This window comes from Pseudomonas sp. TE12234, assembly GCF_054061835.1.
Genome location: NZ_JBSSEP010000026.1, coordinates 38,247 through 51,197 on the forward strand (window position 1 = coordinate 38,247; position 12,951 = coordinate 51,197).

Below are 12,951 nucleotides of genomic sequence, written 5' to 3' on the forward strand. Positions count from 1 at the left end.
TTCTTAGCCATGTCCCGGATCAGTGTAGGTGGCATTGACCGGGATTGACTGCCCATTGAAATTATTTAGCCACTACTGCGCCCGGGTTTTATCGAGGGCCTTGCCGGGCACCGCGATCGCCTGATGATGTTCCGGTGCCTCTGTGCTGCTGGCCAACGATGTCGCGACCGGATGCTGACGCTCGGTTTCTTCCTCGAGGAATTCGATGATCGACTGCGCTGAATGCTCGTCCATGCGCAGGTTGGGCATCGGGATCTTGTCGAAACGCTCGAACAGCGCCATGGCAATCGGGTCTTTTTCCGCCAGCATGCGGTCCGGCTCACGAATCCAGCGGTTGAGCCAGACCGGATTGCGCTGACGGGTCACGCCAATCAGGTCCGGGCCGATGCTGCGCATGCCGATGCCCTGCCCGTCCTGCGGGCCGAGGCTGTGGCACGACGCGCAGCGGGTGCGAAACAGCTCTTCGCCGTTACTCGGCGGCCGGATTGGCGGAGCGTCGGCGTAGCTCTGCTCAATGCTCGGTTGCTTCCAGTTCTGCAAGGTGTTGGCCAACTGGTCGGCCAGAATCCACGGATTTTCGAACGGCGACGCTTTCATCCAGCGCCCGGTGTGCTGGTTGCCGACAATCAGGCTCAGGTTGTGATCCTTGCTGCGCCCGTTGTCGACACCTTCAATGAACAGCCCGAGTTTTTTCCGCAGCTCGGTGACATCGGCGAATTCCCCGGTGAGGAACTGCCAGCCCGGCCCGACCTGGAAGCGTTGCGCATAAGCCTTGAGCACGGCCGGTGTATCGCTCAGTGGATCGATGCTGATGGAGTAGAAAAACACGTCCTTGCCGACCCGATCACCGAGCAGTTTCTGCACCTGGCGCAGGCGCGCGGTTTCCAGCGGGCAGGAGTCGCTGCAGGACGTGAAGATGAAGTTGATCACCACCACTTTGCCCTTGATCAGGTCGTCGAAAAAATGCACCTGCCGACCGTCCTGATCGGTCAGCAAGGTGTTGGGGAAATAGTCGCCACCCCACGGGGTGGCGGAGTCGGCGACCGCGGTATCAGCGGCTGTCGATGCAGGTGCAGGTGTCGACGGTGACTGGCCGGCGACCAGCAACTGGCTGGCCAGCACGCAGGTCGCCAATACCAGCACCAGGTGCATGCCCCAGTCTCGTGAGCGTGGTGTTTGCCACTTCATGTCGACACCCTCCCGGTTCATTACTTGACCAGCACTTGTGGGCCCATGCCGTCGCCAGTGCGGAAGGTTGGCAGCGCCGCCGAGTTTACATAGCGCACGCCATCCCAGCTGGGCAGCGGTGTCGGCATCAACTGGAATTGCCCGGGCTTCTCAATGTCCCAACGCAGCAGCATCGAGTTGTCTTCATGCTGGGTGTTGTGACAGTGCTCCATGTAGGTCCCGGCGAATTCGCGGAAGTTGATCGCCATTTCCACATTGTCCAGGCCATCCTTCTCCGAACCGATGCGGTAAACGTCCTTGCGTGCCCATTTTTCCCATTCCGGTGGTGCCTTGCCGCCGCGACTGAGGATGATCCCCTCCTCGAAGTGCACATGCACCGGGTGGCTCCAGCCGGTACCACCGGCCTTGATGTTCCACACTTCCAGGGTGCCGAAACCGGTCGTCCCGGCATCAGTGGGCCAGCTGGCCAACTGGGTCGCCGCGTTCAGGCGACGAGGGTCCATGTGGAAGCCGAAGCCGCCATCGGTCTTGACCGTCCACGGGGCTTCGTCGGTGCCGTCGGAACGACCGAAGACAAAGGTGCGGTGACGGGCCTTGGCCAGCAGCGCCTTGTCGGCCGCGTTGTCGCGGTGGATCTTCAGCGGGATCATCACCAGGCCTTCAGCCTTGCCCGGTTTGGCCGGTTCATACAGCGCCGGGTCCATGGCCAGGTCCTGACCGGTGTAGGGCTTGACGTTGAGCTGCAACACCTTGCCCACCGCCGGATCGCCTCTGTCCCACTGCGGTCCGTTGCTGGTTTGCTTGATCACCGCCAGGTATTTCTCGGACAGCACGTCGGCCAGGGAGACCGGTTCTTTCGGGCCTTTGCCATCCTCGTGCACCAGCAGGTTGACGAAGAAAATCCTGTCCCCTGGCTTGATGCCGTTTTTCGCGAAATTGACGATGATGTCGAAGCGCTCGGCAATCCCCTGGGTCGGCAGGATCGCGTTGTGGTTCTGTTTATCGCCGTCGCCGTCCAGGTCCATGGTGCCGTCGAAGGGCACGCTGTGCTCCATGATGTTGCCGTCGTTGGCAATCATGTGGAACGGCACCCGAGCATAAGACACACCCGAGCCCTTGGGCCCCTGGAACTCACCGCTGGTGCCCTTGATTTCACGTACGAGTGCAAACTTGTAGTAACGCGATACCGAACCGTTGAGCATGCGGAAGCGGTAGCTGCGGGCACGCACGTCCAGGGTCGGTTTCCATTGCCAGTTGACCAGCACCTGGTCACCGAGGAAGCCGTCGGTGTTGAAGGGGTTGAACCACAGCTGACCGTTCTTGTCCCAGGCCTTGTCGGCAAACACCAGGTTGACGTCGTAGTCGCGGTTACCCCACGGCAAGGCGCTGCCGCTGGGAAAGCGCAGGTTGACGCCGTCCTTCACCGATTCATTGCCACGGTCCAGGGCACTGTAGTAGTTCATCATCGCCGCGTTGCCCTTGTAGACGTTCTGCGCGGTGAAATCGAGCATGTGGTCGTGGAACCAGTGGGTGCTCATGGTTTCGCGCCAGTCGCCACGAATTTTGATCGTGCCGTTCTCGCAGGTCTTGCGGCTGGGATTGACGTCGTTGGTCCACAGGGTTTCGCCCGGCGCGCAAGGGAAGGCCGCGCGTGGGTCATGGGCATCGGTGTTGATGCTGTCATAGCCGGCCAACTGGATCGGCCAGCGGTAGTCGTAATACTGGCCGGGGAAGAAAAACGCGTTGGCATAGCCGTCGCTTTCCGCCGGCGCGTGACCGTTGTGCTCGTGGGTGCTGATGGTGTGCAGGCCAAACCCCATGTTCGCCGAAGGGTCGATGGGCAAACCGTTGTAATGGCGCATCAACACCGGTTGGCCGTAACGCACCATCAACAATTTGGGCGGCAAGGTACCGTCGAAGGTCCACACCGAATTGTGATTCTGCACCGGCATGCTCGGGTGGAAACGCGCATCGACGCCCTTGGAGGTGCCGTCCGTTGCCGGTACACCGGCGACGTTATGGTAGAGCCCACCGGGGCCGAACTCACCGACGGCATAGCCGTGCATCTGATGACTGTCACGCCAGCCGCTGTTGACCCGCGCACCGGTCTGCACGGTTTTGTAGGCCATCTGCGGGTAGAACTCGTTCCAGCGCTGATGCGACCAGCCCTTTCCTGGTGGACGACCTTCAGCCGACGAACCAATGCGGCGGTTGAGGAAATATTCGATCTGCGCCTGCCAAGGATTGCGGTCCACCACGTTGGAGTACTGACTGGGGAACGGGGTCAACCCGGGTTGACGCAGGAACGCATCCAGTGCGTTGCTGGGTGGCGCACTGCGGGCGGCATTGGTGGGGTCCTGCTGGGGCAACGGGCCAATGGCTGCCGGTGGAAACGGCAATGGCGCCGCAGGCGTGGTGGGGTCGAGTTTTTCCGGGCCGAATTCTTCGAACAGCACCAACTGCTGGGTGAACGGCTGCGCACCAAACAACGGGCTCGGCTTGCCATTGGTGGGGTAGTTGAAACTGGTCTGCACGGTGGGCGGCAGAACGTTTTCCACCCGGGTGGAATCGCGTGTTCCCTTGACCCCGTCAGGCAACTCGAAGGAATCCTGGTTGGCCTCCGGCATGGTCAAGATGGCGTTCAATGCGGCCGGCTCGTCCGCCGGCTCATCGTAGTAAGCGGAAGGATCGGACGGCTCCGGCTGTCGCTCGTCGTCTATGGGTGCAGCGCGCAGCGTCCCTGTGCTGAGTGTCATTGAGAGGATGACGCTCAAGGGCGCCAGGCCAAACCATTTGAAGGGATACCGCGCTTTTCTGTCCATCACCAGCCGCCTCGTATGCGTGAAGGGGGTGATGGGGGTTTTGCAAATAGCTCGCCAAATTTGTAACAGCGTTATACGAAAGAATTAATACACGCTGAAACAATGGCTTATCAACATCAATGTGCCATGACCTGAAAAAAACGACTGGGGAATGGCACCCGCTAGCGGGGAAACTTCGCCCCCATTTTCAGGGAATCAACTTGAACGACAACCGGACACGCGTGCCCTCGCCTTCACGGCTGTCCAGGGCCACCGTGCCGCCAAAACGCTCCATGATTCGCTTGACCAGCAGCAGCCCGACTCCGAGCCCGCCCTGCTTGGTGCTGAAGAACGGCCGGAACGCCATGGCACGCTGCTCCGCGTTCATGCCTTTGCCGGTATCGCTCATCACCAGGCACACGCGGCGGGCATCGATCGGCTTCAGGCTGATGGTCAGCGTTCCGCCTTCGTCCATGGCCTCCAGGGCATTGGCCAGCAAACTGTTGAGGATCTGCGTCAGTTGCACCTTTTGGCTCAACACCATGGGCGTGTCCTGAGGCTCGAACACGACGTTGATCCCGGCCCTGGCGATCTGCTGCTCAAACGCCGCGAGGCTGTCAAGCAACACCGCGACCAGGTTCACCGGCTCGGCTTCGTCGCTCAGCGGTCGCAAGGATTGCAGCAACTCGCGCACCCACTTCGACATGCGATCGACCTGACCGATGATGTCGTTGATGTTCTTGTGCGCAGGCCCGCCGTCGAACTCCAGGGCCAGTTCGGCGCTTGAGCGAATGGTCGCCAGCGGGTTGCGCAAACTGTGGGCGACCGCCGATGACATCTCGCCCAGGGCGACAAAGGTTTCGTTGGTGATCAATTGCTTTTGCTGCTGCGCCAGCAGAATCGCTGCCCGCCGCACAATCCAGTACAGGCCCAGGTAAATCAGCCCACCGCCCAGGGCCGTGGCCAGCCAGATCAGCACCAGGCCGCGCGCCATGCGCTGGATCAGGTCCTGGGGCTCCTTGTAGATTTCGACCATCGCGGTGACTTTGTCGCCATCGGCATCGAACAGTGGAATGTAGTTCTCGATGAAGATGTATTGCGGTGGCGTCACGAACTTCTGTTCCATGCGGCTCTTGTCCACATCGTGGTAACTGGCCGATACCGGCGTCATTGAGGCGAAGGCCCGGTCCAGGTCTTCATCGGCATGAATGGTGGTGCCCATCAAGGCAGGGTTGGTTGACCAGATCACCATGCGGTCGGGGGCGTAAACGTTGGCCAGGATCACGTCCGGCAAGTGTGAGATGTGGTCGAGGAATTCGCCACGGGCGTTGGCCCGGGCCATCGGGTCGACATCGGGAAAGTCGCGGTCTTTGCGCGGGTCGAGCAATTCACCCATGGTCCGCACGTTGGGGATCGACACATGGCGCACCTCGGCCGAGGCAATCGCGGTCAGGAACTGCGAGGTCAATAACGCATCGCGCTGCACGCTTTCGGTAATCACGAATCTGGTCGATACCGAGCCGAGCGCCACCGCCACCGTACCGATCACCGCCATGCTGATGAGCGAAAACCAGCGCAGCAGATTGAACGGCCGCTTGCGCCTGCTCAAGCGGATGTCGCCCTTATCGGACTCCAGCGTTTTTGCCTGCATGGTCATCGACGTTTTTCCGAAAAAACCCTAGAGGGTTTATAGCCCACTGCTGGCAGTTTGCCCAAAGTTGGGTCTCATCCCCCCCACCCTTTCCCCACTGTCGCACCATCCCCATCTGCCCCCAATGTTGGGGAAAGAGGCCCGTTCCCTTTATCGGGCCAGGTTCTGCGCCTGCGTCACAAACGCCTGTATCGCGGGGCTCTCAGGGGTATTTCCAACGATTGGTATGGAAGTTGCCGAAGCCCTGCCAACTGACCCATCCCCAAGGGGCAGGTACTCTGATAGAGGGAATACTCATGCACCCTTTACTGTCCAAAACCGCGACTGCCCTGGTCGTCACCGCTCTGGCCCAAGGCGTTGCCCAGGCAGCACTGTTTGCCGTCGACCCCGGCCCCTATTTACCGGCCATTGGCTCCTTCGCGTCCTGGTACCAGGACACCCATGGCCGCACGCTCGACTTGTGCCTGTCCAAGGCCGTCAGTTCGCGGGTCCCCAGCGCGCCGGGGGCCCCCACCTACATGTGCAATCTGCTGCCGGCTCCCGGGATTTTCGACGACACAAAACCGGTGGTTTTCCCGAGCAACTTCCCCGATGAAGCGTTCTGGTTCACCGGCGACGGCTCAATCGTCGATGCCGCACGCGGTATCGACCTGACGTATGTCAGTGCCGTCGAAGCGGCCTTCAGCGGTGGCGACCCGGTCGAAGGCGACCAGATCAGCTTCGCCCGCATCCGCATTCGCGTCGACGTGCCCACCGCTGGCACCTACGTCATCACCCACCCCTACGGCGTCGAAGTCTTCAACGTCGACACCCCCGGTCGCCGGGCGATCAACATGACCCGGGACATCGGCATCGGCGCACCGAAAACCTACGACGGCGCGCTCAAGGGTGACGTCGGGCCGTTCCTGCGCAGCGTCAATGGCCCCTACACCGAAACCAACCCGGTCACCGGTTCCGCCGAGCAATTCGTCGGCGACCCAAACCTGGTGGAAGCCTTCACCGGCAGCCCGTTCAATACCAACTACATCCGCATAGAAGGTCCCAACGGGCTGGATCTGCGCACGACCGTGATGGCCATTTCCGGCAAGTTGTCGACGGTGACCCGGCCGACTCCGATGATCACCCAGCGCAGCACCTACTCGCGTACGGCCGGCAGCAGTGCGCCTGTGGCCCATCAGGACGTTTTCGTCCTGGCCCCGCCACCGCCCGCCAAAGTGACCCTGGACAGCAACAACCCGGTGCTCAACCTGACCGAGGCTGACAGCACCGGCAGTTGGTACGCCCAGTCCTCCACCGACCCGACGTTGCCGAGCACCCTGCAGGTGACCGCCGACAACCACCTGGCCATCCCCAGCAGCACACCGACCACGTTGCCGATACCTCTGACCGACCTGGTGGTGATTTCACGCGCCGAGTACAGCCTGAGCACCGGGCAAATCACCGTGGTGGCCTCCACCAGCGATGAAACATCGCCGCCGGTGCTGACCGCCACCTCCGGCACCGGGGCCGCCATCGGCGCGCTCAGCGGCGATGGCGCCGTGAAAAGCCTGTCCACCGGCCTCTCACCGATTCCGCCGGCCAAGGTTCGCGTGACGTCCTCCAATGGCGGCAGCGACACCGAAGAAGTGGTCATCGTGCAATGAACGCTCACATGCCCAGATCCCCATCAGGAGGCATCATGAACAATTGGCCACGCCTGGCGCTCAACGCCCTGGGACTGACTCTTTCGCTGTCCGGCAGTGCTTTCGCGCAACTCGCTGCCGTCGACCCTGGCCCCTATACCTTTGCCACCGGGAAATTCCCGATCTGGTATCAGGACAACAATCTGCTGTCGATGGAACTGTGCCAGTCCCGGGCCGTGAGCTCGCGGGTGGCGGCTGCCACGCCACCGGCCTACATGTGCACCCTGCTGCCGAACCCGGGCATTTTCGACGACACCCTGCCGATGGTGTTCCCGGATAACTGGCCAGACGAATCGTTCTGGTTCCTCGCCCAGGCCACCATCCCCAACAATGCCGCCGGCTATGGAATGGACGCCTACGTCGCCGGAATCGAAGCGGCATTTGCCAGCGGAACCCCGGTCGATGGCGATCAAATCAGTTTCGCGCGGATTCGCATGCGCATTAGCGTGCCCGTCGCCGGGACCTACACCATTACCCACCCCTACGGCGTGGAAACCGTCAACGTCACGACACCAGGACGTCGCGCAATCAACATCACCAGAGATGTAGGCATCGGTGCACCGGGCAATTTCAGCGGCGCGCTTAACGGTGCGATCGGGCCATTCCTGCGCAGCGTCAACGGGCCTTACACCGAAGTGAACCCGGACACCGGCACCATCGAAACCTACGTCGGCGACCCGAACCTCACCGAACAGGTCACCGGCAGCCCCAACAACACCAACTTCGTGCGCATCCAGGGCCCCGCCGGGACCATCGAGACCAACCTCTTCACCGTGTCCGGCAAAGTCCTCGATAACCGGGCGCAGACCGCGGTCGAACTCAACCGCGCCACCTACCGCCGCACCACGTCGGGCACCGGCACCAGCACCCGGGTCGAAGTCTTCGGCAAAGCCGACAACAGCTCCACGCTGTGTTTCCGCGAAACCGTCGCCCTGGTCCCGGGCCCACCGCCAAGTCCCTGCCTGACCAACCTGACCGGCGACGGCACCGGATTGTTCTTCGGCCAGCGCCTGTTCAACGGCCCCGTGCCTGCAGTGGTGGTGCTCACCGCCACCAACCCGACCGGCTCCACCCGCCCGACCGCCGTGTCGAGCAAGCTCAGTGACCTGGTGAAAATCCAGACGGCTCGCTACAACTGGAGCAATCACAGCCTGCTGATCGAGGCGACGTCCAGCGACGAAGTGGCGGTTCCCGACATGGTCGCTCAAGGCCATGGCCGACTGTCGAAGTCCGGCACCCTGCAACGTCTGACGGTGGCGGACCTGCCGCAACCACCCGCCACGGTCACCGTCAAATCCGCCGCCGGCGGCAGCGACACCGAGCCTGTGGTGGTGGTCGGTACAGCCCCGGACAGTGGCGAGAACCAGGCGCCGATCGCCGTGGCCGACAGCGGCAGCACCAGCTTCGGGGTGCCGATCACCCTCAACCTGCTGGCCAACGACAACGACCCGGATGGCAACGTGCCGCTGAGCATCACCGCGCTCACTCAACCGGCCGCCGGCCAGGGCACGGTGGCGTTGAGCGGATCGACCGCGGTCATCTACACCCCGCCAGCCGTGGTCAATGCACCACTGACCACGACCTTCACCTACAAGGCTCAAGACATCAAAGGCCTGGCCTCGGCCAATCCTGCGACGGTGACCATTACCGTGGCGCCCAACCAACCTCCGGTAGCCGTCGCCGACAGCGTCGCGACCCTGGGTGTGGCGATTCCAATCAACGTGCTGGCCAACGACACCGATCCGGAAGGCAACGTCCCACTCGCCATCGCCAGCTTCACTCAACCACCGACAGGTCGCGGCACCGTCAGCAGTAACGGCACGGTCCTGACCTACACCCCACCGGCCACGGTCACCACAGCCTTCACCACCACCTTCAGCTACTTCGCCCAGGACAGCTTCGGTGCTGTGTCGACGACGCCGGCCACGGTCACGGTGCAAGTCTCGCCACGGCCTGCTGCGGAAACCTTCACGGTGACCACGGCCACGGTGACCGCCCGTTCCAATAACCGCTTCACCTGGGACTTCGCGGGTACCTCATCGGTGACCACCGGCAACACCATCACCATCCAGGTCAGCACCCCGACCGGGCTGCAAACCCTGGGCACTACCACGGTGCCGGTGACCGGTCGCTGGAGGCTGACAGTGAACAACACCACCACGGTGATTCCGTCGGCGAACCCGACAGCCACCATCACCTCGTCCCAAGGCACCGTGCGCACCGTGTCGGTGATCTCCAACTGAGCCCTTTCCCCATCGACTCCCGGGTCGATGGGGCTGGCCGCTTCCCACAGGACAACGCCATGAACCTGTCGACCGCCGCCCTGCTCTGCCTGCTTCTGCTTTGCAGCAGCGCAGGCGTGCGCGCCGACGATTTGATGGAGAACGAAGACCTGGCCCCCGCCGTCGATCTCGGCGAGCTGCCACCGCCGATTGGCCAGCACGCACTGATCGACCAGAACGGCCAGGCCAACATCGCGCTGTTGCAGCAGAACGGTCAGTCGCTGCTCGGCCAGATCGTGCAGTCGGGCAGCAATCAGGAAGCTTTCATCCTGCAACAAGGCAGCGACCTGATGGCATTGATCACCCAGCAAGGTTCGGGCAACGCCGCTTCGATCATCCAGAGCGGCAGCCACAACCGCGCGCAAATCGCCCAGAACGGCAACAACAACGACGCCAGCATCGAACAGGCCGGCTCAGGACAGCAAAGCGCCGTCACCCAGGCCGGCAACGGCATGAGCGTATCGGTCAAACAATATCGCTAAAGCACTGCACCACTTGGAGGTTTCACCATGTTCAAACTGACGCCCCTCACCGCCGCCATCCTGGTCATTGTCAGTGCCCAGGCCCTTGCCAACGACAGCGTGTCCACGCAGAACCAGTCCGGTACCGCCAACATCGCCGATGTGAAGCAAACCTCGGCGCCATTCAGCACCGCCACCCAGCAGCAAACGGGCCAGGGCAATGATGCGGCCGCCGTGCAAGACACGGCCACCAGCACCATCAGCCAGACCCAGGTCGGCGACTACAACGCCGGCTACGCCGAGCAATTGTTCGAGGACAACAGCACCATCACCCAGAACCAGAGCGGCAGCTTCAACACCAGCCATGCCAGCCAGTCGATCGGTGTCGGCGGCGGCGAAGCCCTGCAGCAACAGGAAGGCACCGGCAACTTCTCGTTCATCTATCAGGACAGTCAGGAAGGCGCCACCGCCAAGACCTACCAGTACGGCGACGGCAACGAGGCCAACATCGAACAGATTCAACTGGGCACGGGCAACAATGCGGTGATCATCCAGTACGGCACCACCAACTACGCGACAGCCGAACAGATCGGCCAGATGGGCGGCCAGATCGACATCAACCAGGCCGGCAACACCAACTACGCCTATGGCGACCAACGCAACGGCACCGGCGGCAACCTGAGCATCAACCAGTCCGGCGACGGCAACGGCACCGAAGTCTGGCAAGACACCCAGCTCGGCGCCAAGGCCACCGTCACCCAATACGGGCAGACCAACGAAACCGTGGTCGACCAGAGCTTCGGCGAAAACAACGTCGCCAATGTGATGCAAGTCGGCGACCTCAACGCGATCTACGCCGACCAGTTCGACTCCGTCGGCTCGACCCTGGCGCTCTATCAAACCGGCACGAGCAACGTGCATTTCACCTACCAGAGCGGCGACAGCCATGTGCTCAACGCCACCTCCTCGGGTACCGGCAACAAGGTCTACGCCAGCAACTGGAAAGGCCCGCAGAAAGGTGGCCAGTTCGGCAGCAACCAACGGGCGACCGTCAACCAGAATGGCACCAACAACGTCGCCAATTTCACCCAGAACGGCGCCGGCCACATCATGACCACCCACCAGACCGGCACCGGCAACAAAACCACCGTGACCCAGGCCGATTCCTACAACGAGCTGTACTTCGACCAGAACGGCAGCGACAACATCCTCATCGCCGACCAGCGCGGCACCAACAACCTGGCCCAGGGCAGCAGCAACGGCAGCGGCAACAGCACCGAGTTCAACCAGGAAGGCAGCGGCAACCAGGCGTTCACCAACCAGCTGTATGGCGACGACAACGTGATCACCATCAAGCAGGCTGACAGCATGAACGTGGCTTATGTGACCCAGGGCGGTACTGGCAACATCGCCAGTGTTGATCAGAGCGGCATGGCGCAGACGGCCAGCGTGCAGCAGTTTGGTTCGGCGAACTCGGCGACTGTTTTGCAGAAGTAGTTGTGGGGTGTGAAAAAACGCGGCCCTTTGTGGGGTCGCGTTTTTTATGGATCGCAAAACATCTGTGGCGAGCGAGTTTGTCGGAACGCCGCACCGTCACGCTGGGTTGCGAAGCAGCCCCATCGCTGACGATTGCGTTTTGTCTGATAAACCGCATTCATCGGGTTTGGGGTCGCTTCGCAACCCAGCGCGAGCAAGCTCGCTCGCCACAATGGACCGGTGTTAACCGGGCGGAGCGAGGTTATCCAGTGCACGGTTCACCGACAGCTCGGCCAGCATGATCACCTGCTGGATACCCAACAACATGCTGCGCTGCGGCCCGTCCACGAAGGTCGCGAAGTCGGTGGCCATGATGCTCGCGGACGCCAGTGATTCACAGGCGTGGGCCAGCAGGCTCTCGGTGTCGATGTCGGGGGCGATGAGGAACATCTTGCTCGGGGTGTGGGGAATGCTGGATTGCAGGAGGGTGGGTTTGAGGTGAAGGCTGGGAGTCGTGCTGTCGGCTTTTGATTCGGGGGGATTGGGGGTGGGTTTGGGCATGGTGGAGCTCCGTTTGCTGGTGGGAGCTGCTCCATTCGTTTCCAGGCGAAGGGTGGCAGCTGTACGCAGGCTGGAAACCCGGGGAAACGGCAACCCGGTAGACCCGAAGGTCTCCCGCGCACAGCCGCCATAACGGAGTGCACACATTAAAGGCGCGCAAGCATACGTTATGAAGGGCGCTTTTGCGCCGTTTAGTCACCGGGTTTCCAGTCCAGTGTCGCTGAATTGGCAGCGACGGCCGGCAGATTAAAAAAGCCACTTCCTACCGGCAACCCTAAAATCCTGTGGGAAAACACCTGCTGAATGCCGAGCATGTCGGCGCTTTTTGTAGGAACAGCCGACGGTTGCTTCTCCATCCGGGCCAGGCAGGCCGGCAGGATATTGGCCGGCGCAGATCCAATGTGGGAACGAGCCCGCTCGCGAAGACGGTGGCACATCCAGCACCAAAGTGCCTGACCCGACGCCATCGCGAGCAAGCTCCCACAGGGGATTGGCGGTGTATGCAGAGGCCGGGGCCGCCACAAAGGCTGTGGGCTGGCTTCAGTTTCTCCGGGTAGTCCATTCGGACGAAGCCGGCTGGCGTCTCTCGCCATAACGTACCTGCACAACAACAAATATCCGTGTCGAGGCTCGCCATGCGAAAAGCCACTTGTGCCCTGTTCATCATTGTTTGCGCCGGCAGTAGCGCCAGCCTGTGCCAGTTGTTCAAGGATGAAGCCTTTCGACCGTCCACCGCGTATTTCAGTTGCTCCAGCAGCGCCATCAATTGCTACCCGCCACTGGTACGCAATCTGCTGCCCTGATCGAGGCTTGCAGTGGCCGCAAAAAAAACCACCGAATCTTCGGTGG

Annotated in this window: 9 protein-coding genes; 5 read left to right on the top strand and 4 right to left on the bottom strand. The window is 61.9% G+C overall.

Annotated elements, in window-relative coordinates; all coding sequences use genetic code 11:
- Nucleotides 1–72: 72 nt before the first annotated feature.
- From ACVWYU_RS28275 to ACVWYU_RS28285, 3 genes are all read right to left on the bottom strand, one after another.
- Nucleotides 73–1,209, bottom strand: a complete 1,137-nt coding sequence (locus ACVWYU_RS28275; RefSeq protein WP_457374244.1) for an SCO family protein — start codon at nucleotides 1,207–1,209, stop codon at nucleotides 73–75.
- Nucleotides 1,209–4,010: a multicopper oxidase domain-containing protein gene (locus ACVWYU_RS28280; protein ID WP_457374245.1), complete on the bottom strand. Its 2,802-nt coding sequence runs from the start codon at nucleotides 4,008–4,010 to the stop codon at nucleotides 1,209–1,211. Before ACVWYU_RS28280 ends, ACVWYU_RS28275 begins: the two co-directional genes overlap by 1 nt.
- Before the next feature lie 187 nt (nucleotides 4,011–4,197).
- Complete coding sequence (locus ACVWYU_RS28285) at nucleotides 4,198–5,646, bottom strand: sensor histidine kinase (protein WP_457374246.1); 1,449 nt, start codon at nucleotides 5,644–5,646, stop codon at nucleotides 4,198–4,200.
- A 290-nt stretch (nucleotides 5,647–5,936) separates the two neighbouring features.
- Between ACVWYU_RS28285 and ACVWYU_RS28290 the strand changes: the two genes are divergently transcribed.
- The 4 genes from ACVWYU_RS28290 to ACVWYU_RS28305 are packed head-to-tail and all read left to right on the top strand — an operon-like array spanning nucleotide 5,937 to nucleotide 11,562.
- Nucleotides 5,937–7,283, top strand: a complete 1,347-nt coding sequence (locus ACVWYU_RS28290; RefSeq protein WP_390956751.1) for a hypothetical protein — start codon at nucleotides 5,937–5,939, stop codon at nucleotides 7,281–7,283.
- A 35-nt stretch (nucleotides 7,284–7,318) separates the two neighbouring features.
- Complete coding sequence (locus tag ACVWYU_RS28295) at nucleotides 7,319–9,565, top strand: Ig-like domain-containing protein (protein WP_457374247.1); 2,247 nt, start codon at nucleotides 7,319–7,321, stop codon at nucleotides 9,563–9,565.
- A 59-nt stretch (nucleotides 9,566–9,624) separates the two neighbouring features.
- Nucleotides 9,625–10,086, top strand: coding sequence for a curlin (locus ACVWYU_RS28300; RefSeq protein WP_457374248.1), 462 nt, complete (start codon nucleotides 9,625–9,627; stop codon nucleotides 10,084–10,086).
- Between the two features lie 27 nt (nucleotides 10,087–10,113).
- Nucleotides 10,114–11,562: a curlin gene (locus ACVWYU_RS28305; protein ID WP_457374249.1), complete on the top strand. Its 1,449-nt coding sequence runs from the start codon at nucleotides 10,114–10,116 to the stop codon at nucleotides 11,560–11,562.
- A gap of 222 nt (nucleotides 11,563–11,784) precedes the next feature.
- Here ACVWYU_RS28305 and ACVWYU_RS28310 read toward each other — a convergent pair whose 3' ends face one another.
- Nucleotides 11,785–12,102 (bottom strand): DUF6124 family protein, encoded by a 318-nt coding sequence (locus ACVWYU_RS28310; RefSeq protein WP_457374250.1) that lies wholly within the window; start codon nucleotides 12,100–12,102, stop codon nucleotides 11,785–11,787.
- A 635-nt stretch (nucleotides 12,103–12,737) separates the two neighbouring features.
- Here ACVWYU_RS28310 and ACVWYU_RS28315 point away from each other — a divergent pair.
- Nucleotides 12,738–12,905, top strand: coding sequence for a hypothetical protein (locus tag ACVWYU_RS28315; protein WP_457374251.1), 168 nt, complete (start codon nucleotides 12,738–12,740; stop codon nucleotides 12,903–12,905).
- The last annotated feature ends 46 nt before the right edge of the window (nucleotides 12,906–12,951 follow it).